This window comes from Mesorhizobium sp. NZP2298, from assembly GCF_013170825.1.
Lineage (GTDB): Bacteria > Pseudomonadota > Alphaproteobacteria > Rhizobiales > Rhizobiaceae > Mesorhizobium.
Map to the genome: position 1 here is coordinate 5,612,668 of NZ_CP033365.1, position 23,108 is coordinate 5,635,775.

Sequence of the window (23,108 nt, forward strand, 5' to 3'; positions counted from 1 at the left end):
CTCAACTTGCCTGCACTGAAGCCATAGCGCGCCAGACCGGCCGCAATGCCTGGTGCGCCAACATGTAGGATGGGATCATCTTGTCGTAGATCGCAGCGAGGTCCCGGTCGCTCGGCTCGGCTTCGCCAAGCAGCGGTGTCACCCATTCGCCGACGCACTCGTCCATGGACGGGTAGAGACCGACACAGACAGCGGCGATCATCGCCGCGCCAGCCGCTCCCGCCTCTTCACGCGCGCTGGTGCGGATATCGGCACCCACCGCCGCACCCAGGATCTTGCGCAGTGCCGGGCTCCTGGCCGCACCGCCTGTCAGGCGGACTTCGCGCGGCAGCGGCCCCATGGCCGCGTAGCAATCGCGCGCCGCAAAGGCCAACCCTTCGAAGACGGCGCGGACGAGGTCGGCATAGCCGTGCCGCGAGGAAATGCCGACGAAGCCCGCCCGCGCATTGGCATCGACGAACGGCCCTCGCTCACCCGCCTCCGACACATAGGGCTGATAGAGCAGCGAGGCGGGCTGCGAGGCCGCTATCCAGGCATCGACCAGCGCGATCATCTCGCCATTGCTGCGCGAAATGCCTTGGGAGGCGAGGATGCCGGAGGCAAGGCCAAGCACCCAGTCGATGTTGAGCGTCGCCGCCATGTTCGACTGCATCTGCGCGAACACGCCGGGCGCCGGCATCGCCATGGTGTAACCGGTCGCTGCTTCGTTGAGCTGCACATCGTCGGGGGTCTCGGCCAGCCGCATATGCATGCCGGTGGAGCCGACGATCGAGCAGCCGGGCTTGCGCTCGCGGTCGAGCAAGCCTGCGCCGAGCGCGGTGCAGACGACATCGACATAGCCGAGCACCACCGGCGTACCGGCCAGCATGCCGGTGGCGTCGGCCGCCGCCCGCGACAGCCCGGTGCCGTGCCTGGTGCCGTCGACGATCGGCGGCAGCAGATGCCTGAGATCGGCGACGCCGAGCACGGCGAGCACATCGTCGCAGTAGTCGCGGGTGTGGAAATCGCCGAAGGTGAAGGTTCCCTCGGAAGGATCGGTGGCGCGTTCGCCTGTCAGCTTGAAATAGAGCCAGTCCTTGCAGTGGAACGCGGTCGCCGCCTTGCCGAGCATTTCGGGCATGGTGCGCTTCATGAAGACGAACTGCGAGCCTTGCTGGCAGGCGGCAAGCCCGCTGCCGGTCTTTTCGAAGCGAAGCCGATCCTCGGGCCGCGCGCGGATCTCCTCGACAATGGCCGCGGCGCGCGCGTCGAGCCAGAGCCAGCCCTTGGCCACCGGCTCGCCCTTGGCGTCGATCAGCCAGGTGCCATCGCCTTGCCCGGTCACCGCGATCGCCACCGTCCGGCTGGCGAGATTGGGCACCTTGTCGGCGAGTTGGCGCAATGTCGTGGCGGCATCGCTCCATGTGCGCGCCAGATCCTGTTCGGCGCCGCCGCCCGGCAGTGTCTCATAGTGGTTGGGCAGTGCTGCGGCGGCAATCTGCCGGCCCGCCGTGTCGAAAGCGATGGATTTGATGACGGAGGTACCGGCATCGATGCCGATCAGTATGTCGCGCATCACGCAAGCTCCATGCCGTGCGAAATCGCCTTGCCGCTGGCCTGATCGAAGACATGCAGGTTTTTCGGATCGATGCTGACATTGATCGGCGCACCAAGATCCAGGCGGGTGCGGTCATGCTCGACCAGCACTAGCGAGCCGCCGGCGAAGTCGGCCGCTATGTGCGTCTGGTCGCCGAGCCATTGGTTGGCCGAAACCCTGGCGGGAACACCTTCCTTCGAGCGCCGGACCGCATAGGGCCTGATGCCGATGACGACCCGCTCGCGGCTGAGCAATTGATCGCGCACCGGCGCGCTGAAGGCGTCCTTGTCGTAGTCGAGCGACAGGCCGTCGGGCAGCCTGAGATTGATGCGACCGGCGGCTGTCGCGACATAGGCCTCGAAGACGTTCATCGGCGGCTCGCCGACGAATGTGCCGGTGAACAGGTTCGCCGGGCGCTCCTTGATCCGGTCCGGCGTGTCGAACTGCTGCAGCACGCCGCCTTCCATCACCGCGATGCGGTCGGCAAGCGCATTGGCCTCGGTCTGGTCGTGGGTGACCAGGATCGCGGTCAGGCCGCGCTCCTTGATGAAATGCTTGATGCGACCGCGCAGCACGGCGCGCAACTGCGGTTCGAGCTGCCCCATCGGCTCGTCCAGGAGATGCAGATCGGCCTCGCGGATCAATGCGCGGCCGAGGCTGGCGCGCTGCTGCTGACCGCCGGAGATCGAGCTCGGATAGCGCTCCAGTATGTCCTCGATCTCGAGCAGCTTGGCGATGCTGGCGACCTTGGCGTCGACCTCGCTCTTCGGCAGCCGCGCCGCCTTGAGCGCGAAAGCCATGTTCTCGCGCACGGTTAGCGGTGGATAGAGCGAGTAGCCCTCAAACGCCATCGCCACATTGCGCTTGACCGGCGCCAGAGTGTGAACCTGACGGCCGCCAACCGAGATCGCGCCGCGCGATACCTCCTCGAAACCGGCGATCATGCGCAGCGTCGACGTCTTGCCGCAGCCGGACGAACCAAGCAGCGCCACGATCTCGCCCTTGGCGATTTCCATGGTCAGGTTCTTGACGGCGTGGACGCCCCGGTCGATCGGGCCATAGAATTTGTCGACGCTGGTTATGGTGAGCGCGCTCTGGCTCATGCCGCTTCTCCATTGCGCAAAGCGACGACGTTCTTCGAACCGATGCGCTCGCCGCTGGCGTGATCGAACAGCAAGGCGCTCTTGCCGTCGACGGCGATATGGGCCTTGCCCTCGCTGCGCCCCGGCGTTCCGGCCGGGCGCGAAACCAGGATCTCGCGGCCGCGCACGGTGCGCACCAGCGTGACGATCTTTTCGTTGAGCGGCGTCTCGGCCTCGACCGTCACGGGAATGGCGCCGGGGATGCCCTCCTCGACGAAGCTCAACGCTTCCGGCCGCAGGCCGATCACACAATCGCGGCCGACCGCCGTGTCGTAGGCGCCTGCCAGATGGACCTGGACATTGGACAGGCCGACATAAATCCCCCTGGTATCCCGCGCGGGCTTGACGTCGAGCAGGTTGATGGTCGGGTCGCCGAACAGCCGCGCGATCTCGATATTGGCCGGCTCGCGATAGATCTGCTCGGGGGTGCCGAGCTGCCTGATGACGCCTTGCGACATCACCGCGATCCGGTCGCCGAGCGCCATGGCTTCCTTGTAGTCCTGGGTCACGTAGACGACGGTGGCGCCGCGGTCGGCGAGCAGGCGTGGCAGTTCCAGCCGCATCTCGAAGCGCAGCTTGGCGTCGACATTGCGCAAGGGATCGTCAAGCAGAAGAAGCGGCGGCGAGCCGACCAAAGCACGGGCAAGGGCCGTGCGCTGCTTCTGGCCGTTGGAGAGCGCGCGCGGCTTGTGGGAGAGCACATGGGCGATCTTCAACAGCTTGGCGACGCTCTCGACGCCGGCCTTGATCGCGCTTGGCGACGACCGCTTGGCCTCCAGGGGCGTCGCGATGTTGTCGAATGCGCTCATATGCGGAAACAGCGCGAAATTCTGGAACGCCATGCCGACGCCACGAAATTCCGCGTCGACATCGGTCATGTCGCCGCCGCCGATGAAGATCTTGCCTTCATCGGGATCGATGACGCCGGCAACCAGCCGCAGCAGCACCGTCTTGCCGGCTCCGGATGGACCGAACAGCACGAGGGTCTCGCCGTCGGCGACGGTCAACGACAGATTGTCGAGGACGGTCTGGCTCTTGTAGCGCTTGACGACATTTCTGAGTTCGAGGCTTGCCATGTCTATCCTTTCACCGCGCCGAGCGAGAGGCCTTCGACCAGGTAGCGCTGTGCATAGAGGGCGAGCGCCAGCGTCGGCGTGATCGAGAGCACGATGGCCGCCGAGATCTGGCCGTACTGGATGCCAGAGGAGGTGATGAAGGCAAGCGCGCCGACCGTCACCGGCTGCTTGTCGGCCGAGGCCAGCACCAGCGCGAAGACGAAATTGTTCCAGGCAAAGATGAAGGCGAGCAGGCCGGCGGCGGCGATGCCGGGACCAGCGAGCGGCAGCGCGATCTTGCGGAAGGTGGCGAACCAGGAATGGCCGCCGATGCGGTAGGCATACTCGATGTCGGCGGGAATATCCTCGAAATAGCCGCGCACGATCCACAGGATCAGCGGCAGGCAGATCAACTGGTAGACCCAGATCAGCCCGATATAGGTGTTGGCGAGCCCGAGCTTCTGGAAATAGAGGGTAAGCGGCAACAGCACCAAGAGCGCCGGCGCGAATTTGAACGACAGCAGCGTAAAGGCGATGTCCTCCGAGCCGCGGAACTTGTGGCGCGCGAAGGCGTAGGCCGCCGGCACGCCGAGCAGCAGCGAGACCGCCACCGAGGTCACCGACAGGAACACCGAATTCCAGAGGTTGCGCATGAAGGCAATGTCGAGCGTGCCTGCGGCGGTGATCAGCTTGCCGGTGATCAGCGCCGTGTAATTGGCGAGCGTCGGCTCGAAGATCAGCTGCGGCGGAATGCGCAAGATGGTCTCGTTGGTCTGGAACGACATCATGAATATCCAGACGATCGGAAACATGAAGAAGATCACGACCAGCGTCAGCGCTATGCCACGCAGGATGCGTTCGAGAAGCGAGGTATGTTCCATCCCGGCCTCCTATGCCTGGCCGCGGGCGCGCTCGCGCAGCCGCAGCCAATTCTTGATGAAGATGTTGGAGAGCAAGTAGGTGATCGCCCACAGGATGATCATCAGCGCCGCCGAGCGGCCGACATTGGTCGACTGGAAGAAGTTGAGATAGGCCTCGACCTGGAAGACGGTCAGCGTGTCGCCCGGGCCGCCTTGGGTCATTGCATAGATGATGTCGAACTGCTGGATGGAATCGAGCAGGCGAAACAAAGTCGCCGTCAGGATGTAGGGGGTCAGCATCGGCAGCGTGATGCGGAAGAATACGAAGCTCCTCGGCACGCCATCCAGCGCCGCCGCCTCGAAGGGCTGCGTCGGCAGACTGCGCAAGCCGGCGAGCAGCAGGATCATGATGAAGGGCGTGTAGACCCAGATGTCGACGAGGACGACCGTGAACAGCGCCGTCGACGGCGACGATGCCCAGCGGAAATCCTGCAGCCCGATCAGACTGGCGAGATAGCTCAAGACGCCGAAGCCGGGATTGGTCATCAGCTTCCACATCAGCGCGGCAAGTGCGGGCGCCGTCATCAGCGGCATCAGGAGCATGATCGAGATGAAGTTGTTCAGCGTCGACCGCTTCTGCAGCAGCAAGGCGATGGCAAGGCCGAGAAGAAGCTCCAGCACGACGGTGGTGCCGGCATAGAGTAGCGAGACCTTGAGCGTGTTCCAGAACTTCGGATCGGTGAAGAAGGAGATGTAGTTGTCGCCCCAGTTGAACTGCCGCGCCCAGGGCTGGCTCAGCCGATAGCGCTGGAACGAATAGACGACCGAGGTCAGGAACGGGATCAGGATGCCGATACAGACAAGCAAAGCCGGCAGGCTGAGCACATAGGGCAGCACCCGCTTGCTGATCCTGAAGCCGGATGGCCCGGCCCTTTGGGTTGTTACGGCGGTCATCCGCTGCTCCGTGATCCCTGTTGCTTCGCCCTGCCGGCCGCCCGAGGGAGCCGGACGGCCGGTGGGCGAGTTGGCGGCAACCTCGCGGTGCCGCATCGCAGTCCTGAAATGGTGGGCAGGACTGGCCTGCCGGAGCAGGCCAGTCTCCGGGTCCGGCTAGCCGAGACCGGCTTCCTTGAGCTGGCCGTTGATGCTTTCGGCGAGCTTGTCGAGGCCCTCGTCGACCGGCACTTCCTTGGCCACCATCTTCTGCAGCGTCGCCGCCCATTCGGTGGTGAGGTCGAAGAACAGCGGCTGCGCCGTGAACTTGATCGAGGCACCGGCCGCCGAGGCGTCGAACATCTCGACGTAACCCGGATAGCTCTTGTTCAGCTTCTCGCGGAACATTTCGTCCTTCCAGACCGACTGGCGGACCGGATCGACGAAATCCATCTTGGTGGCGCCGAACAGCCCGTGCTCGGGACCCGAGGCCCATTGCAGGAAGTACCAGGTCGCGTCCTTGTCCTTCGAGAAGTTGGACATCGCCAGCGACCAGATCCAGATGTTGGGCGTCGAGGCCTTGGCCTCAGGGTTGGCGGTGAAGGCGGCGTAGGCAAGCTTGCCGGCCATCTTGTTGTCGCCGCCATTCATGAAGTAGCCGAGGCAGTCGGCGTCGAAGATCATCGCCGAGGCACCGGCGCCAAGGTCGGTGCCGACCTGATACCAGGTGTAGGTCGACCAGTCCTTCGGGCCGCTCTCCTGGATCATCTGCACCCATTTGGCGTGGAAGGCCTTCGAGCCGGCCGTGTTCATCGCCGCCGCGAGCTTGCCGTCGGCGGAAACAGTCAGGTCCTTCTCGTTGAAGTTGGCATAGGCCGACAGGAAGCCCGGATGGATCGTCGCCCATGAGCGCGAACCGCGCACACCGATGCCGTAGACGCCGCCGCCAATGTCCTTCTGCAGCTTGGCCGCGGTGGTGATCATCTCGTCGATATTACCGGGAATACCGACGCCGGCCTTGTCGAACATGCCCTTGTTGTAGGTGATGTTGTTCTGCTCGAACGCCCACGGAATGCACCACTGCTTGGCGTCTTCCGAACCCAGCGCCCCACCCGGCTTGCCGTTCCAGGCGCAGGATGACTTCACGCCCGGCAGGATGTCGTCCCAGGCATAGTTCGGGTTGGTCTTGGCCGGATCCTTGATCCATTCGTTGAGGTCGGTGATCCAGCCGGCAGGGCCATAGGTCCAGGTCATGTAGGCGCCGGTCATGAAGGCATCGTATTCGGGCGAACTGGCCGAAAGTGCTGCCGTGACCTTGTCGAAATAGACGTCTTCCGGGAACACGTCATAGACGACGTTCATGCCGGTCAGCTTCTTGAAGTTCTCGAGGTCGGCAATCATCGCATCGGCATAGGGATGCTTGTTGAGCAGGAGCTTGATGGTCTTGCCCTTATGCGCCTGCCAGTCGAAATCGGCGGCGAGTGCGCGGGTCTGCCCCAGATTGAGCAGCGTGCCGGCCGTGCCGGCGGCGAGGCCCATCGCACCCAGGCCCTTGATCAGTCCGCGACGGTCGACCTGTCCACGCAGGAAGGCGTCAATGAGGTCTTTCTCTTTCTCATGCATTTCGTCTTCTCCTCCACAGGGTAGTTTCAACCAAACTGATGCCGGCTACCCGACCGGCGTCTCCTCCACGAGAGATCGCGCCGTCCGCTCGTCCGATATCAGGCCCTTGAGATAGCGGCCTTCCAGCACGGACTTGATGGCGCGAACCTTGATTTTTCCGCCGGCGACGGCGACGATCCGGCGGCTGGCGATGTCCTCCCGCGTCAGCGCCAGCGCCCGGTTGGAAACGGTGGTCGCCACCGCCTTGCCGGCTTCATCGAAGAAATGACCGAGTAATTCGCCGACGCCGCCGTTGCGGCGGATCTCCTCCATCTCGCCCTTTTCGATCATGCCGGTGGCAACCAGCGATGCCTCGCGCTCGGCGGTGCCGATGCCGGCGAACAAGAGGTCGGCGGACCGCGCGAGATCGAAGACCTCGCTGATGCCCTTCTGCCCGAGCAGAACGGTCCGGTCCTCGGCGGTATTGGCGAACATCGGCACCGGCATCACATAGGCTTCAGCGCCGGTGCGTTCGGCGAGCCGATGAATGACATCATGCGGATTGGCCGAGAATTTGCGCGTCAGGCCGCCAAGCAACGAGACGAAGCGGATCTTGTCGGTCGAGGTGCGCGGCAGATACTCCACGCAGGCGGCCAGCGTGCGGCCGTGGCCGACACCGATCAGTGCTTCTTCGCCGCGCTCGATCTCGCGCTTGAGGAACTGCGCGCCAGCAATGCCGAGCGCCTTGAGCGGCAGATCCTCGGAATCGAAGTCCGGAACCACCTCGCAATAATCGAGGCCGTAGCGGCGGGACAGTTCGTCCTCGAGCTCGACGCATTCGGAGACTTCGCCGTCGATATAGACCTTCACCAGCCCTTCCTGGTTGGCCTTGGTGATGAGGCGATGGGCCTTGAGGCTGGTCAGCCCCAGCCGCTTGGCGACCTCCGACTGGGTCAGGCCACCGGCATAGTGAAGCCACGCGGCGCGTGTCGCCATGCTGGTTTCGTCGTCGCGCAGGAGACCGTTGCCGAACCCTACCATTTCCACCCTTTGATATTTTTATCAGTTGCTGCAAAATTTTTCACACGACTCGATCAGAGTCAAGCGCCAGCCTTCCGCCGTCGTGCACGGAGGTTCAAAACGGCTCCTGGCCGTCCAGGGATACGGAGAGCGCGCGAGTACGCAGCGCCTGCGTTATTTCGCAGGCCGCCTGCCCGGTGGCCGGTCAATTCGAAGGAAAAAGGTCTACTGCAAGATCCTTGCGGCGGACGGCATGGAATGGTCGTGCGCGACACCGGCATCGGCATCGGCGAGCGCCCTGTCGAGGCCGGTCGCCACCACCGAAACCCTGAAGCGGCCTTCCATGCTCTTGTCGAAGATGGCGCCGACGATGATGTCGGCGTCCTCATAGACCTCCTCGCGGATACGGGTGGCGGCCTCGTCGACCTCGAACAGGGTCATGTCCCGGCCGCCCGATATCGACACCAGAACGCCCTTGGCGCCCTTCATCGATACTTCGTCGAGCAGTGGGTTGGCGATCGCGGCTTCCGCCGCCTTCATCGCCCGGCTTTCGCCTGATGCCTCGCCGGTTCCCATCATGGCGCGGCCCATGCCGCGCATCACCGATTTGACGTCGGCGAAGTCGAGATTGATCAGGCCTTCCTTGACGATCAGGTCGGTGATGCAGCTGACGCCGGAATAAAGCACCCGGTCGGCGAAGACGAAAGCATCGGCGAAGGTGGTCTTGGCATCGGCGATGCGGAACAGATTCTGGTTCGGGATGACGATCACCGTGTCGGCGGCTTCGCGCAGCCGCTCGATGCCCTCTTCGGCCATCTGCATGCGGCGCCTGCCCTCGAAGGTAAAGGGCTTGGTGACGACGCCCACGGTCAATATGCCGGCCTTGCGCGCCGCTTGCGCAATGATCGGCGCGGCGCCGGTGCCGGTGCCGCCGCCCATGCCGGCGGTGACGAAACACATATGCGTGCCGGCCAGATGGTCCATGATCTCGTCGAGCGATTCCTCGGCCGCGGCACGGCCGATCTCGGGCAGCGATCCCGCGCCCAGCCCTTCCGTGACGTGCGCGCCAAGCTGGATCAGCCGCGTCGCCTTCGACATGGTCAGCGCCTGGGCATCGGTGTTGGCGGCTATGAATTCGGTTCCCTGAAGCTGTTCCGCGATCATGTTGTTGATGGCGTTGCCACCGCCGCCACCGACGCCGATAACGGTGATCTTGGGTCTCATCTCGGAGATTTCCGGCTTCTTGAACTCGGCCATGCCTGCTTCTCCCTCGCCAATTGCGCGCTTCACGACCCACCCGCGGATTGCCTGCAAGACATTGCAATCGAGCGGCATGACGCGAATCAGTCCGTTCGGATGGGTGCCCCAAAAAGCCAGAGAGCGGCCGGACGTGCAAGTGCGCGGAAGCTCAAGATTTGTGATGAAGGGGCCGACCTCGTGCGACCGGCGGTCCGATCCCGGGCGATTGACCGTGATCCGGCCTTCTTCAGGACGCCTTGCGCTCTGGAACCTGGCTGGTCGCTCGCTCCAGGATCGGCATCATCAGCGCGAACAGCTCCGCCTGCGATGACAGGCTGCATTTGTTGTAGAGCTGCTTGCGGAAAACCTTCACCGTCTGCGGGCTGACACCGAGGTTCAAACCGATCGATGGCGAGGAGTGTCCCTGCAAAATGAGGAGCGCCACTTCTGCCTGGCGCTTGCTCAACAGCACATTGTGATGCGTCCGCATCGCCGCGATCAGGCTGTCGGTGATCGACATCGGGCGCGGAGCGACCGCGGGCGGGGCTTCGGAGGCAACCCAATGCGCGCGCAGCAGCGACATGATCGCCGGCTCATGCGCGCGCAGGCAGTCCTCGGCCTTGGCCGCGAAGGCCTGGCCGGAAGAACCGTCCTTGCCCATCGAGATGGTGATGGTGGCATTCTCCCCGATCGGCAGCACGACCGATATTTCGTCGGTGATGCCGATCCGCCCGTAATACCACTTGAAATAGCGGCTGCGGCGAAACTGGTCAGGCGCAACGTCGAGAAGACGATAGAGCCCCGGCGCGCCACGCCTCAGGTGAAAATGATAGATCGGATCAAGCAGATAGGCGGCCGGCAGATATTGTTCGGCGAGATAGCGAAACACATCTGGGCCATAGATCTTCTTGTAGAGCACGTTGGGCACGGCGGTGCCCGAGAAAACGATGACGATGACATTGTCGTAGCTGAGGCAGCGCCGCAGATACTCGGTAACAGCCGGATAAAACTCGCGTTTGCCGATCGCATCGATGGCCAGCGCGAGGCCTTCAAAGATGGACTTTGTCACCAATCATACCCCGATGGGGGTATATACCCCCAAGAAACGATGCCCGTAGTGTAAATCAAAAAAAACAGGGGTACGAGAGAATTGTCCAGTTTGCCATTCAAGAGAGCACACAGGCCAGGATCGCGGCGCGGATTTTTGCCGCGATGAGACGCCCCGTCGATCATGGCGCCATGGCCGTTTCGGGCTACACGGTTCCCTGGCACATAGCGGCCGGAGCGCCGGTCGCGCTTCATCTCTCCTCGTCTCGGCCAGTGCGCGACGTGCGGATCGTGCGGCTCGATACGCCCACGGCCGAGTTCATGGACTGGCGTGTCGAACCGACAGGGAATGCCGCGTCGCATCGCGACTTCGACCATGGGTCGTTCCTGAAGATCGCGGCAACGGAAATGGCCAAGGCCACTGAGATCAGCGGCGTCGCCTTCGAAGTGTATTTGACTCGAAATGGCGGCCCCCGCGTGCTCTTCGAATGCGGAAATCTGCGCCTTGGGTTGCAGGACGGACGTCTGACATCAAGCCATGACGGCAAGCCGCAGGAAATCGGCGAGACCTTGCCGGCAAATACGTGGCTGACGGTCGAGATTTCGTCCGATGGCAACGGGACGATCCTGAAGATCGGCTCGGACGACCTCTTGTCGCCATATCGCCTGCATCGTCAATTCGATCGGACTTGGTCTCCCACCGGCGACATGGTCTTCGGCGCCAGTGCGGCGAACGATGTCAAAACGCTGAATGCCAAGTTCTCGGCGATCGCGCTGCAGACCGCGACCGGACACATCGCCTGGACGTTCCCCACCTTGCTGCCGAGCGGCCCGATCGTCTCCGCCGGCGGAGACAGCGTCCTCTTGCTGGAAACCATCAACCAGCCGGCGTTCTGCATGACCTCGCGGCGCTGGGATGGATCAAGTTTCGACCCCCGGCTGTTGCCGTCGCATTACGACGCGGTGCATTGCCATGACGACGACATGGGCGCGTTGCAGTGGCCGGCCTCATACCATCTGCATGTTCCGGACGAGGCGCCTGCGGGCGTCTATGCCTTCGAGATCGGCCATGACGAAGGAGCGGAGCGCATCGTCTTCTTCATCACCTCGTCCGTGCGCCGTGCGCCGCTGCTGTTCCTGGTGCCGACGGCCACCTATCTCGCCTATGCGGATGAATTCCTGCCGGCGCATCTTTACGAATGGATGTGCGAGGATCGTGGCCATCGCTTCGCGATCGACAACAATCTGAAGTCGCTCTACGACTATCACAGCGACCTCAGCGGCGTGTCGATCGCTTCCTACAAAAAGCCGAAGGCGACCCTGCGCGACGACTACAATTACCCGCTATGCGGCTGCCCGCACAATCTGCCGGTCGACCTGCATTTTCTGCGCTTCTGCCACAATAACGGCATCGCCTTCGATCTCATCACCGATCGCGACCTGCATGAGCGGGGCCTTGCCGGCTTGCTTGATTATCAAGCGGTCATCACCGGCAGCCACCCCGAATACATGTCGGTCGAGATGGAACATGCGCTGCGCCAGTTCGCCGCGACAGGCGGCGGCATCGCCTATCTCGGCGGCAATGGTTTTGCCGGCAAGGTGGCATTCCAGAACGATCTGATGGAACTGCGCCGTTCGCCGCTCGAGGCCGGCCGCACCTGGGATGGCCCGATCGCCGAACAGTCGCTGTCGATCACCAACCAGCCCGGCGGCCATCTTCGCGCCAGCGGGCGTGGCGAATTCTCGCTGACCGGTGTCGCCATCTCGCTGATGGGTTTCGATGGTGCGCGGCCGTTCACGCGCACGCCGCAGAGCCATGACGCTTCAGCCGCATGGCTGTTCAAAGGGGTCGCCAACGAGGCCTTCGGCGACGAGGGCATCGTGCTTGGCGGTGCGGCCGGCTACGAGGTCGATGCCACCGATCCGCATCTTGGCACCTCCCCCGATACGACGGTCATCGCGCGCGCAACCGGCTTCCCGGACAGCTTCGTCCATGACGCGACGCGCTGGTACGAGGGCGGCGCGGAGGAGCGCGCATCGCGACGCTGCGCGGAGATGACGCTGCGCCATCTGCCTTCGGGCGGTCTGATCTTTTGCGCGAGTTCGGTCGCCTGGTGCGGCGCGTTGCCGACCGGCGATGCCATGAACGACGTCGGCAGGATCACGAAGAATTTGCTGACGCATCTGGCGGCGGCAAAGAGCCGGACGAACCCGGTCCGACAGCAACAGAGCGGGGGCCAACCCGCCGCCCGATCGGGTTCGACGGCATAGCGACAGTTCAACATCACACTTTGGGAACAAGGACCAGGATCATGGGATTGAGAAAACACTTCATCGGGGCGGCCGCCCTGTTGGCACTCGCCACCGCAATGCCGTTCGCGACACAAACGGCAAAGGCACAGGGCCTGCCGGTCGAACCGGGCGTGTTCAAGCTCGCAATATCGCCCTGGCTCGGCTACGGCATGTGGTACATCGCCCAGGAAAAGGGCTTCTTCAAAGCCAACGGGCTGGAAGGCGTCGAGCTGACCAATTTCGTCGAAGACAAGGATATGGGCGCGGCGGTTGCCGCCGGACAGGTCGACGGCGACAATGAGTCCATCCAGCAGTTGCTGGCCAAGGTGCAGGCCGGCATTCCGATCAAGGGCGTGCTGCTGCTCGATGCCAGCACAAAGGCCGATGCCATCCTGGTCAACAGCGAGATCAAGACCGTGGCCGATCTCAAGGGCAAGCAGGTTGCCTTCGAGCGCGGCTCGACCAGCGATCTGCTGCTGAACTACGTGCTGCAGAAGAACGGCATGACCATCGACGACGTCAACGTCCTGCCTATGCCGGCCGCCAGCGCCGGTACAGCTATCATTTCCGGCACCGTGCCGGCGGCGGTGACCTATGAACCGTATATTTCGGCCGCTATCGGCGCCGACAAGAACATCAAGGTGCTGGCCGAGGCCGGCGAGGCGCCGGGCTTGATCAGCGACGTGCTCTCCGTGCCGGAGGAGACGCTGAAGAAGAAGCCGGGCCAGGTGCAGGCCATGCTGAAGAGCTGGGACCAGGCACTCGAATATTACCGCGCCCACACCGAGGAAGGCCGCGCGATCATCGCCAAGGGCGTCGGCGCCGAGCCGGCGGACCTCGCGACGGCCTTCGACGGCGTGTCCTATTATTCGGTCAGCGAAAGCCAGAAGGCGCTGAACGGCGTGTTCAAGTCCGACACCTATCCCGGCATCGTCAAGGCGGCGATCGCCGCCAAGCTGATCGACAAGGATATCGCCTACGGCGCCGCCATCGACCCGACCGTGGCACATTCCAAGTAGTCGCCTACGAACCGGGAGGCAGGCCATCGCGGCTCTGCCTCCCCCATCGCAATGGCGGGAAGAAATCCAGACATGACCAGCACCGCCGTTCAAGTGGCCTTGACGTTCGATTTCGATGCCTATTCGACATGGATCGGCAGCCATCGGGCGACGTCGCCGAGCATGCTCTCGCGCGGCGAGTTCGATCCGATCGGCGCGCGCCGCATCCTCAACGTGCTGGACCGGGCCGGCATCCCGGCAACCTTCTTCGTGCCTGGCCATTCGGCGCTTGCCTTCCCGCCGGTGGTGCGCGCCTTCCGCGATGGCGGCCACGAGATCGGCCATCATGGCTGGGTCCATGAGAACCCCGTGCTGCTGACGCGCGAGGAAGAGCGCACCGTCCTGCTGAGAGGCCTGGAAGCACTGGACAAGGTCGCCGGCGTCAGGCCCTCCGGCTACCGGTCGCCGGCCTGGGACAACAGCCCGTCCACCGTCGAACTGCTGCTCGAATTCGGTTTCGAATACGAGAGTTCGATGATGGGCAACGACCACGAACCGTACTGGTGCCGGATCGGTGACGCGTGGTCGACCACGGAGGAATTCCGCTTCGGCCTGCCGGTCGAGCTCGTCGAGATGCCTGTCGCCTGGCATCTCGACGATTTTCCGCAATTCGAATTCCTGGCGACCGACAAGGGCTATCTGCCTGGCGGCCGCGCGCCGTCGACGGCGCTTGAGATCTGGAAGGCCGAGTTCGACTTCCTCTACCAGCGGATCGGCAGCGGCGTGATGGTGGTAACCATGCACCCGCAGATCATGGGACGTGGCCACAGGCTGCTGATGTTGGAAGAATTCATCCGCCATGTCGCCTCGCATGAGCGCGCCGGCTTCACGACTTGCCAGGACTACGTTCGCCATTGGCGCAAGGGGCGTTCGCCTTCCTTGCCCGTGGATGCCGGCGACAACAGGTTGGTCAGATGAAAACGGCAATCGTGACAGGGGCCGCCGGCGGGATCGGCGCGGCGATCGCGACGCTGTTCGCCTCATCAGGCGCGACCGTGATCGCGCTAGACCGGTCGTTCACCGGTGTAAGCGAACAGGCCACCGGTGCCGGCCAGATCCTGTCGGCCTCCTTCGATGTCGCTGATGAAGCCGATTGGACTGCCATTTCCGACATGGTTTCCGAGCGGTTCGGTCATCTCGATGCGCTGATCAACAATGCCGCCATCTTCAATCCGGTGCCGTTCCTGGAAGAAAGCGTTGCCGGTTTCCAGGCCGTTACCGATGTCAATCAGCTTGGCACGTTCCTCGGCATGCGCGCCGCCGCGGCGCTGATGCCGACGCAGGGCGGTTCCATCGTCAATGTCTGCTCGACGGGCGGGTTGAGGGGGTTCAGCGGTGCCTTCTCCTATTCGACCTCGAAATGGGCGATCCGCGGCATGACCAAGGTCGCGGCGCGCGAACTGGCCGGCCGCAACATCCGCGTCAACGCGGTGCATCCGGGCCTTGTCGATACGCCGATGCTTGGCGAGAACACCGCCGAAAACCTGACCAAGATGGCCGCCTCGGTGCCGCTCAACCGGTTGGCGAGGCCAGAGGAAATCGCATCTCGTCGCGTTCCTGGCGTCGCCCGGCAGCGAGTACATCACCGGCTCCGAATTCACGATCGACGGCGGGCAGACGATCTAGAGCATGATCCCGAAAGACGGGGACCAAGACGTAGATCAGGCCGGAAAGGACTGGCAATGGAAAGGCGATTTCAGGGAAAGACCGCCGTGGTGACCGGCGCCGGCAACGGCATCGGCCTCGCCACGGCCAGGCGCCTGCAGGCCGAAGGCGCCGAGGTGCTTTCGGTCGACTGGAACGCGGACTATCTGGCCGACTGCGTGGAACCGAAACTGACGATCGATCTCGCCGGGGACGATGCCCCGGCGCGGATCGTCGCAACCGCCAAGGCGCGGTTCGGTACCGTCGACATGCTGATCAACAATGCCGGCGTCGCCGGGCCGAAGGCGCTTGCCGACAGCAGCGACGCATTGATCGACCATGTCATGGGCATCAACGTGCGCGCCGCGATGCGGCTGACACGCGACATGCTTCCCCATCTGACGAAACCCGGCGGCTGCATCGTCAATGTCTGTTCAGTGTTCGGCGAGATCGGATTTCCAAACACCGCGCCCTATGCCGCGTCCAAGGGCGCACTGTCGCAACTGACGCGCCAGCTGTCCGCCGACCTGTCGGCCGACGGGATCCGCGTCAACGCCGTGGCGCCCGGCGTCATCAACACGCCGATCGTCGCCGAGCGGATCGCTTCGGACGCCTGGTACCGGCGCGCCATGATAGAAACCACGCCGATCCGGCGCGTCGGCACGGCCGAGGATGTCGCCGGTGGCATCCTGTTCCTGTGCGGCCCGGACGCCCAGTTCATCACCGGTCATATCCTGAACATCGACGGCGGCTGGCTGGCCGCGCGCGTCGCCCCGTGAGGGGTGTTTCGACAGCACGAAGGAAATAGAATGTCACCTGTAGCAATCCACGACCTGGCCAACATGTCCTGCGAGGCGCGCACACGCCTGCTCGAGCGGACCGAAGCCGATCTCACCGACACGATCCGCAAGGTCGAGCCGATCATCGCCGCCGTGCGGACCAGGGGTGACGATGCCCTGATCGAGCTTGCCGCCCAGTTTGACGGCGTGACGCTGGACCGCGCGGCGTTGAAGGTGTCCGCGAGCCAGATCGCCGGCGCCGAGAAGGAACTCGATCCCGAGATCGTCGCGGCGATCCGGCTCTCGGTGGCGCAGGTGAGGCGCTTCCATGAGGCGCAAATGCCCGACAATCTCTGGCTGAGCGAGGAAACCGAAGGCGCGCTGATCGGCGACCGCTGGACGTCGATCGATTCCGTCGCCTGCTACGTGCCGCGAGGCAAGGGTTTCTTCCCGTCGAGCGCGATCATGACCGCCGTGCCGGCCAAGGTGGCGGGCGTGCCAAGGGTGGTCATCGTGACCCCGCCGGGGCCGGACGGTTCGGCCGACGCCGCCACGCGCTTCATCGCGTTCTTGATCGGCATCGAGGACATCTATCTCTGCGGCGGCGCGCAGGCGGTGGCGGCGGTTGCCTACGGCACCGAGACCGTGCCGAAATGCGCAAAGATCGTCGGCCCCGGCAGTCCATGGGTCAGCGCGGCACGCCAGCTTCTGTCGAACCGGATCGATCCGGGCAGCCCGGCCGGTCCGAGCGAGTTGCTGGTCTATGCCGACAGTTCGGTTCCGGCGGCACTTGCCGCATTGGAGCTGACGGTTGAATCGGAGCATGGCCCCGACTCATCCGCCTTTGTCGTGACGACCGATCGCTCCCTGGCGGAGGCCATCGCCGCCGCGGTGCCGCAGTTCTGGGAGGCAATGGGAGAGTACCGCGCCGATTTTTCCCGCACCGTGCTGAACGGCAGGAATGGCGGCATCGTGCTGGCACCTTCGATCGAAGCGGCTTTCGACTTCATCAACGACTACGCGGCCGAGCATCTGGCCGTGCTGTCGACCTCGGCCTTCGAGTTGCTGCCAAGAATCCGGAACGCGGGCGAGATCCTGCTCGGTCCGCATTCGGCAATTCCGATCGCAAACTTCGTGCTTGGACCGAGCCACGTCCTGCCGACGGGCGGGCGCGCGAACACCGCCTCGCCGCTGTCCGTCTTCGATTTCATGAAGCGCTCCTCGATCGCCTATTTGTCCCAGGCGGCCTATCAAAGGCTGGCGCCGGCTGCGCGCACCTTTGCCCAATATGAAGGCTTCATGGCGCATGCGAATTCGGTTTCGGAAATCCGCGACCGCATCCTGTCGAACAGCAGCCCTTTCACCGGCCCGTGAGATGACGATGACCCTACAGTCCGACACAGCCGTCCCGAAGCAGACCATGCAACGCCCCCAGCGCAAACCGTTGCTGAGCATGGCGGCGGAGATTTCCGGCTCGACCTATCTCTTCATCGCCGTCTGCGCCTTCCTGCTCTTCATCGCGGCGTGGTTCCTGGCGACCGGGCTTGGCGTGGCGAAACCGATCTTCCTGCCCTCGCCCACCGCCGTCGTTGCCAAGCTTGGAAAGCTGGCCGCCGATGGAACACTGGCCAGCGATGTCGGCAACAGCGTCTACCGCATCATGATCGGCTTCCTCATTGCCTCGGTGATGGCGCTGGCGACGGCCATCCTGATAGGCGCCTATCGCTTCTGGGAGGCGGCGATCGAACCGTTCCTCGACTTTGTCCGCTACATGCCGGTCGTGGCGTTCGTGCCGCTGACCATCCTGTGGAGCGGCACCGGCGATATCCAGAAGTTCCTGATCATCTGGATCGGCACCTATTTCCAGCAGGCGCTGATGTTCAAGGATAACATCAAGCGCGTTCCCACAGACTTCATCGGCTTCGGGCGGACACTGGGAATGAGCGATCTGCGTGTGCTGATGCGCATTGTCGTGCCATCGGCGATGCCGCAGATCTGGGACACGCTGCGCATTTCGCTGGGCTGGGCATGGACCTGGGTGACGCTGGCCGAACTGGTCGCCGCCAATTCGGGGCTCGGCTACCGGATCACGGTTGCCCAGCGCTACCTGCAAACCGACATGGCGATCGGATACATTCTGGTGCTCGGCATACTGGGCCTTGCGACGGACCAGATCATGCGCTTCCTCGGTCGGCATTTCTTCACATATGAGAGGAAGTCCTGACATGCAGGCGCATCCCAAGCTGAAGATCTCGCATCTGCAAAAGTCGTTCACGAACGGACGTTCGACGATCAAGGTGCTTGACGACATCAACCTCGAAGTCGGCGACAACGAGTTCGTTTCGCTGGTCGGCGCGTCGGGCTGCGGCAAGAGCACGCTGCTGTCGATCATCGCCGGCCTGCAGGACTATGAACAAGGCGAGATGCTGGTCGACGGCAGCCCGATCAACGGGCCGGGCCGCGACCGTGGCGTCGTCTTCCAGTCCTACACCTTGCTGCCATGGCTGACGGCACTGCAGAATGTCGAGTTTGCGCTGCGCGAGACCGGGCATGATGCCAAGGACATCCCCGAGGTGGCGCGCCAGCATCTCGACCTGGTGAAGCTTTCGCGCTTTGCCGACAGCTTTCCGAGCCAGCTTTCCGGCGGCATGAAGCAAAGGGTCGCCATTGCGCGCGCCCTCTCCTACCGGCCGAAGATGCTTCTGATGGACGAGCCTTTCGGCGCGCTCGACGCGCTCACCCGTGGCCAGATGCAGGAACTGCTGATGCAGATCTGGCAGGAACATCGCCTGACCGTGATCTTCGTCACCCACGATGTCGAGGAGGCCGTCTATCTGTCCGATCGCATCTTCGTCATGGGCCTCAACCCTGGTCGCATCAAGGAGTGCATCACTGTGCCTTCCGTCAGGCCACGGCCGACCGGCATTCAGCATGACCGCGACGTCCTCGAACTTCAGGCGCAAGTGCTGAAATCCATTCGCGAAGAGACCCGCCGCGCCGAGTTCGATTGAGCGTCAGGCCAGAGCGGCCTATCGCTTCACCCAGAGCGGCGCCGCGAATTCCGGCGCCTGACGCAATGGACTAGGGTCGAGCCCACTGGCAAAATTCGAGGTCTCTTTCCATGACGGCAGTCGCGCCCTTTCCGCTCGTCGATGTGAGCGGAACACCAACCGATCGCGGCAAGGCCCATGGCGAGCAGGCGCGTGGCCGCATCCATGCATCGGTCGCGCTCTATGCCGGACAGCTCCAGCGGTTCGGCTTCGGCCAAGACGATGTCGAGCGCTTCGGCGACATGTTCCTGCCTCGCCTTCGGCAATGGGCGCCTGACCTCGTCGAAGAGATGGAAGGGATCGCCGCTGGTGCCAATCTCGGCCTGTCCTCGATCGTGCTGGTCAACGCCCGCACCGAAATCCTGCAGCTGGCCAAGCGCGAAAAGGGTATCTCCGACGACGAGCCGGACGGCTGCACGGGCTCCGTGATCCTGCCGGAAGCGGCGAAGGCTGGCCGCTTGATCCACGGCCAGAACTGGGACTGGCGTGCCGAATGCGCCGAGACCTCGATCGTGCTTCGCGTGCGGCGCGACGACGGCCCGGATCTCCTCACCTTCACCGAGGCCGGCGGGCTCGCCCGCGCCGGTTTCAACGCGGCCGGCATCGGCATCACCGCGAACTATCTGGAATCCGATCGCGACTACCGCGACATCGGCATTCCCCTGCCCTTCATCCGGCGCCGCGCGCTGGAGGCCAGGCATTTCGCCCATGCCATCAGGGTGGTGGCGACGACACCGAAGTCCTGTTCCAACAACATGATGCTGAGCACCGCCGAGGGTTTTGCCGTCGACATCGAATGTGCGCCGGACGAAGCTTTCCCGATCTATCCCGAGAACGACCTGATCGTGCATGCCAATCACTGGCAAAGCCCGATCGCGCTGTCGAAGCTGCGCGAGACAGGGCTCAGCGACGTGCCCGACAGTCTCTACCGTGACTATCGCGTGCGCCGGCATCTCACCGCGCGCCATGGCGATATCACCGCCGATGATCTCAAGGAGGCGCTCTTCGACGATTTCGGCGCGCCGTTCAGCGTCTGCCGCCCGGCGATCCGCGAGGGCGGCGGCAACCTTTCGGCGACGGTGGCGATGATCATCTTCGAGCCGGCGAGCGGCATCATGGAAATCGCGCCGCTACCGGCCGACAACCGCACCTTCGCACGTTATGAACTGGCGATGGACGAGGCGGTTCTCGAGAAAGCGAGAAAGGCCGCAGCCGCGCGCTAAAAGGACGGCATTCGCACGGGGGAGCGGAAGCGCTACCCGCCCGGCTGTCATGCCGACACGGCTTGCGGCGCCGCGATCGAAGCGTCTATCATACGGTGATAAATCACTCGCCTCGGCGTCCCATCGTGCTCCGCCCAGACGGGATTGTCTGCGGTTATAGTCGTCAGGGGTAGATTTCAGAACGAATGAAGTAGTGCCCCGCCAATGGCCGACAGAACACAATTCGGGTTGAGCGCGGTCGACACCGTACCCCTGCATGAGAAGGTCTATCTGGAGCTTGTGCGGGCCCTGATGTCCGGTCAGTTCACGCCCGGGCAAAAGCTGACCTCGCGCAAGCTCGCCAAGGAACTCGGGACCAGCGACATGCCGGTGCGCAGCGCCTTCATGCGGCTGCAGGCGCTGCGGGCGCTGAGCCCGATGCCGAACGGCAGCGTCGAGGTGCCGGTGATCTCCGCCGACCGGTTCTCGCAGTTGACCGCCGTGCGCACAATCCTCGAAGGCTCGGCGACGGAGCTCGCGACAAAGCTCATCAACGGCAACAATCTGAGGACGATCCGCCGCCATTGCACGGAATTGACCCTGGCGGCGCGCAAGGGCGATATCGACGACTATCTCAGGAAGAACTACGCCTTCAAATTCTCGATCTATCGTCATTGCGGCAACGAGCAGCTGATCTTCCTGGTCGAGACCGTGTGGATGCAGGTCGGCCCCTTTCTCAGGAATCTCGCCATGGGGTTCGAGGACGATCTCTCCTTGATCCTCGATATCGACTATCACGAGGAAGTGGTCGCGGCGATCGAGGCCCAGGACGCGATACGCGCCCGCGCGGCCATCATGCGCGACATCGACGAAGGCGCCGCGCATATCCTGCGGCAGGCCAGATTTCCGGACGCCAGAACCTAGGATTGCCGGCAATAGCCGCTCGACGCAAAGGCCGATCATGCCGGCTCGGCGGCAAACCCGGCACGCCGAATGCCCCTTGGCTTTCCACCCTCTTGCCTCTATGTTGCGATCGCAGATCGCGCAATTGGTTTTGAAATGCCTCCCGACATCCCAGCTAGTGAATTGAAAAAATAAGGAAAAATACCTGGCAGCGGCCGGATATTCTTTCCGAAAACTCACAAGCATTTTTACCAGGGATAGCGCAGCCGGCACGGCTTGGGCACCTTCGAAAACCAGAGGTTGGAAATTGAGCGATGCAATTGCGGACGTTCTGAGCTGGCTTGAAAGCAGAAACGACATCCAGAGCCTGAGGGCGGCGGTGTGCGACCTCAACGGCGTCATGCGGGGAAAACGCATACCCGTCGAGCAGGCCCGCAAGGCTCTGGAGGGCAAGCTGCGCATGCCCTACTCGCTGATCGGGCTCGACATCTGGGGCGAGGACATCGAAGGCAACACGCTGGTTTTCTCGACCGGCGATGCCGATGGCCTTTGCCAATGGACGGGACGCGGTATCCTGCCGGTGGACTGGACCGCGCATCCGACCGCGCTTGTCCCGCTCTGGCTCGCCGACGAGAGCGGCGCACCCTATCTCGGCGATCCCCGGCGGGCGCTGGCCCGCATCCTCGACCGCTACAAGGCGCTCGGCCTGACCCCGGTCGCGGCGACGGAACTCGAATTCTACCTGGTCGATCCGCAGTCGCAGCGGCCGGTCGGACCTGTCTCGCCGGTCACCGGGCGGCGTCTCGATTCCGACGCGGCGCTGTCGATCGACGAGATCGACGATTTCGAATCCTTCATCCATGACGTCTACGAAGCCTGCCGGGCGCAAGGCATTCCCGTCGACACGGCGATTGCCGAAAACGGCGTCGGCCAGTTCGAGATCAACCTCAACCATGTCGCCGACGCCTTGCGGGCGGCCGACGATGCCGTGCTGTTCAAGCGCACGGTGAAGGGCATTGCCCGCAAGCACGGCTTTGCCGCCTGCTTCATGGCGAAACCCTATGGCGACCGGGCCGGCAACGGCTTTCACGTCCATTTCAGCCTGGTCGACGCCGAAGGCCGCAACGTGTTCGACGACGGCACGGATCAGGGCTCGGAAACCATGCGCCACGCGGTCGGCGGCCTGCTGGCGGCGATGGCCGAGAGCACTTTGGTGTTCGCGCCGCACTTCAATTCCTATCGCAGGCTTCGCCCGCGCTCCTATGCACCGACCGCGGTCGCCTGGGGTTACGAGAACCGCATGGTCGCGATCCGCATTCCCGGCGGCCCGACCGGGGCGCGCCGCATCGAGCATCGCGTGTCGGGAGCGGACGCCAATCCCTATCTGGTGCTTGCCGCCATATTGGGCGCAGCCCTGATCGGCATCGAGAGACAGATGTCGCCGGGCGAACCGACCGGGAACGACGGACAAGGCGCGGCACCAGCCAAGCTGCCGCCGGACTGGGCCTCCGCGATCGCCACTTTCGAATGTGGAACGCATGTGGCGGAGATCTTCCCGTCGATCCTGCGCGACTCCTTCGTCGCGTGCAAACGCCAGGAGTTGAACACCTTTGCCCTCAATGTCAGCGACTTCGAGATCGAGACCTATCTCGAAAGCGTTTAAGGCCGCGCCATCGGCTGACCGCGCTCTCCGCCATGGTCGTCGG

Annotated in this window: 19 protein-coding genes; 10 read left to right on the plus strand and 9 right to left on the minus strand. The window is 63.7% G+C overall.

Annotation, left to right across the window (positions count from 1 at the left end):
• Position 1: 1 nt before the first annotated feature.
• The 9 genes from EB231_RS27180 to EB231_RS27220 form a co-directional block, all read right to left on the minus strand.
• Entirely contained in the window at positions 2–1,555 is a 1,554-nt protein-coding gene (locus EB231_RS27180) for an FGGY-family carbohydrate kinase (RefSeq protein ID WP_172351521.1), read from the minus strand.
• Positions 1,555–2,679: an ABC transporter ATP-binding protein gene (locus EB231_RS27185; protein ID WP_172351522.1), complete on the minus strand. Its 1,125-nt coding sequence runs from the start codon at positions 2,677–2,679 to the stop codon at positions 1,555–1,557. The genes EB231_RS27180 and EB231_RS27185 overlap by 1 nt, the downstream gene beginning before the upstream one ends.
• Complete coding sequence (locus EB231_RS27190) at positions 2,676–3,794, minus strand: ABC transporter ATP-binding protein (protein ID WP_172351523.1); 1,119 nt, start codon at positions 3,792–3,794, stop codon at positions 2,676–2,678. Before EB231_RS27190 ends, EB231_RS27185 begins: the two co-directional genes overlap by 4 nt.
• 2 nt (positions 3,795–3,796) lie before the next feature.
• A complete protein-coding gene (locus EB231_RS27195) occupies positions 3,797–4,654 on the minus strand; it encodes a carbohydrate ABC transporter permease (protein WP_172351524.1) in 858 nt (285 codons plus the stop codon).
• A gap of 9 nt (positions 4,655–4,663) precedes the next feature.
• On the minus strand, positions 4,664–5,587 hold the full coding sequence (locus EB231_RS27200; protein WP_140769198.1) for a carbohydrate ABC transporter permease: 924 nt from the start codon (positions 5,585–5,587) through the stop codon (positions 4,664–4,666).
• Between the two features lie 156 nt (positions 5,588–5,743).
• A complete protein-coding gene (locus EB231_RS27205) occupies positions 5,744–7,189 on the minus strand; it encodes an ABC transporter substrate-binding protein (RefSeq protein ID WP_172351525.1) in 1,446 nt (481 codons plus the stop codon).
• Between the two features lie 45 nt (positions 7,190–7,234).
• Positions 7,235–8,209 carry a sugar-binding transcriptional regulator gene (locus tag EB231_RS27210; protein ID WP_172351526.1) on the minus strand — a complete coding sequence of 325 codons (975 nt, stop codon included), beginning with the start codon at positions 8,207–8,209 and terminating at the stop codon, positions 7,235–7,237.
• 204 nt (positions 8,210–8,413) lie between these two features.
• Complete coding sequence (gene ftsZ, locus EB231_RS27215; RefSeq protein ID WP_172351527.1) at positions 8,414–9,445, minus strand: cell division protein FtsZ; 1,032 nt, start codon at positions 9,443–9,445, stop codon at positions 8,414–8,416.
• Between the two features lie 229 nt (positions 9,446–9,674).
• Positions 9,675–10,496 (minus strand): LuxR C-terminal-related transcriptional regulator, encoded by an 822-nt coding sequence (locus EB231_RS27220; RefSeq protein WP_244735191.1) that lies wholly within the window; start codon positions 10,494–10,496, stop codon positions 9,675–9,677.
• Positions 10,497–10,639: 143 nt separating this feature from the next.
• Here EB231_RS27220 and EB231_RS27225 point away from each other — a divergent pair, with 143 nt between their 5' ends.
• From EB231_RS27225 to EB231_RS27270, 10 genes are all read left to right on the plus strand, one after another.
• Positions 10,640–12,745, plus strand: a complete 2,106-nt coding sequence (locus EB231_RS27225) for a N,N-dimethylformamidase beta subunit family domain-containing protein (RefSeq protein WP_172351528.1) — start codon at positions 10,640–10,642, stop codon at positions 12,743–12,745.
• A 41-nt stretch (positions 12,746–12,786) separates the two neighbouring features.
• Positions 12,787–13,785 carry an ABC transporter substrate-binding protein gene (locus EB231_RS27230; protein WP_172351529.1) on the plus strand — a complete coding sequence of 333 codons (999 nt, stop codon included), beginning with the start codon at positions 12,787–12,789 and terminating at the stop codon, positions 13,783–13,785.
• Between the two features lie 72 nt (positions 13,786–13,857).
• Entirely contained in the window at positions 13,858–14,742 is an 885-nt protein-coding gene (locus EB231_RS27235; protein WP_172351530.1) for a polysaccharide deacetylase family protein, read from the plus strand.
• Positions 14,739–16,247 (plus strand): SDR family oxidoreductase, encoded by a 1,509-nt coding sequence (locus EB231_RS27240; protein WP_172351531.1) that lies wholly within the window; start codon positions 14,739–14,741, stop codon positions 16,245–16,247. The genes EB231_RS27235 and EB231_RS27240 overlap by 4 nt, the downstream gene beginning before the upstream one ends.
• Before the next feature lie 30 nt (positions 16,248–16,277).
• Positions 16,278–17,621, plus strand: a complete 1,344-nt coding sequence (gene hisD, locus EB231_RS27245; RefSeq protein WP_172351532.1) for a histidinol dehydrogenase — start codon at positions 16,278–16,280, stop codon at positions 17,619–17,621.
• Positions 17,622–17,667: 46 nt separating this feature from the next.
• Positions 17,668–18,471, plus strand: a complete 804-nt coding sequence (locus tag EB231_RS27250) for an ABC transporter permease (RefSeq protein WP_172353034.1) — start codon at positions 17,668–17,670, stop codon at positions 18,469–18,471.
• 1 nt (position 18,472) lies between these two features.
• Positions 18,473–19,258 carry an ABC transporter ATP-binding protein gene (locus EB231_RS27255; RefSeq protein ID WP_244735192.1) on the plus strand — a complete coding sequence of 262 codons (786 nt, stop codon included), beginning with the start codon at positions 18,473–18,475 and terminating at the stop codon, positions 19,256–19,258.
• A gap of 110 nt (positions 19,259–19,368) precedes the next feature.
• Positions 19,369–20,520, plus strand: coding sequence for a C45 family autoproteolytic acyltransferase/hydolase (locus tag EB231_RS27260; protein ID WP_172351533.1), 1,152 nt, complete (start codon positions 19,369–19,371; stop codon positions 20,518–20,520).
• A gap of 204 nt (positions 20,521–20,724) precedes the next feature.
• Positions 20,725–21,423: a GntR family transcriptional regulator gene (locus tag EB231_RS27265; protein WP_172351534.1), complete on the plus strand. Its 699-nt coding sequence runs from the start codon at positions 20,725–20,727 to the stop codon at positions 21,421–21,423.
• Between the two features lie 286 nt (positions 21,424–21,709).
• Positions 21,710–23,065, plus strand: coding sequence for a glutamine synthetase family protein (locus EB231_RS27270; RefSeq protein ID WP_172351535.1), 1,356 nt, complete (start codon positions 21,710–21,712; stop codon positions 23,063–23,065).
• Positions 23,066–23,108: the final 43 nt, after the last annotated feature.

Bases quoted from the DNA above. Each gene is read 5' to 3' on its own strand.
- EB231_RS27180 (WP_172351521.1), bottom strand. From the start codon at position 1,555: ATGCGCGACATACTGATCGGCATCGATGCCGGTACCTCCGTCATCAAA.
- EB231_RS27185 (WP_172351522.1), bottom strand. From the start codon at position 2,679: ATGAGCCAGAGCGCGCTCACCATAACCAGCGTCGACAAATTCTATGGC.
- EB231_RS27190 (WP_172351523.1), bottom strand. From the start codon at position 3,794: ATGGCAAGCCTCGAACTCAGAAATGTCGTCAAGCGCTACAAGAGCCAG.
- EB231_RS27195 (WP_172351524.1), bottom strand. From the start codon at position 4,654: ATGGAACATACCTCGCTTCTCGAACGCATCCTGCGTGGCATAGCGCTG.
- EB231_RS27200 (WP_140769198.1), bottom strand. From the start codon at position 5,587: ATGACCGCCGTAACAACCCAAAGGGCCGGGCCATCCGGCTTCAGGATC.
- EB231_RS27205 (WP_172351525.1), bottom strand. From the start codon at position 7,189: ATGCATGAGAAAGAGAAAGACCTCATTGACGCCTTCCTGCGTGGACAG.
- EB231_RS27210 (WP_172351526.1), bottom strand. From the start codon at position 8,209: ATGGTAGGGTTCGGCAACGGTCTCCTGCGCGACGACGAAACCAGCATG.
- ftsZ (WP_172351527.1), bottom strand. From the start codon at position 9,445: ATGGCCGAGTTCAAGAAGCCGGAAATCTCCGAGATGAGACCCAAGATC.
- EB231_RS27225 (WP_172351528.1), top strand. From the start codon at position 10,640: ATGAGACGCCCCGTCGATCATGGCGCCATGGCCGTTTCGGGCTACACG.
- EB231_RS27230 (WP_172351529.1), top strand. From the start codon at position 12,787: ATGGGATTGAGAAAACACTTCATCGGGGCGGCCGCCCTGTTGGCACTC.
- EB231_RS27235 (WP_172351530.1), top strand. From the start codon at position 13,858: ATGACCAGCACCGCCGTTCAAGTGGCCTTGACGTTCGATTTCGATGCC.
- EB231_RS27240 (WP_172351531.1), top strand. From the start codon at position 14,739: ATGAAAACGGCAATCGTGACAGGGGCCGCCGGCGGGATCGGCGCGGCG.
- hisD (WP_172351532.1), top strand. From the start codon at position 16,278: ATGTCACCTGTAGCAATCCACGACCTGGCCAACATGTCCTGCGAGGCG.
- EB231_RS27250 (WP_172353034.1), top strand. From the start codon at position 17,668: ATGCAACGCCCCCAGCGCAAACCGTTGCTGAGCATGGCGGCGGAGATT.
- EB231_RS27255 (WP_244735192.1), top strand. From the start codon at position 18,473: ATGCAGGCGCATCCCAAGCTGAAGATCTCGCATCTGCAAAAGTCGTTC.
- EB231_RS27260 (WP_172351533.1), top strand. From the start codon at position 19,369: ATGACGGCAGTCGCGCCCTTTCCGCTCGTCGATGTGAGCGGAACACCA.
- EB231_RS27265 (WP_172351534.1), top strand. From the start codon at position 20,725: ATGGCCGACAGAACACAATTCGGGTTGAGCGCGGTCGACACCGTACCC.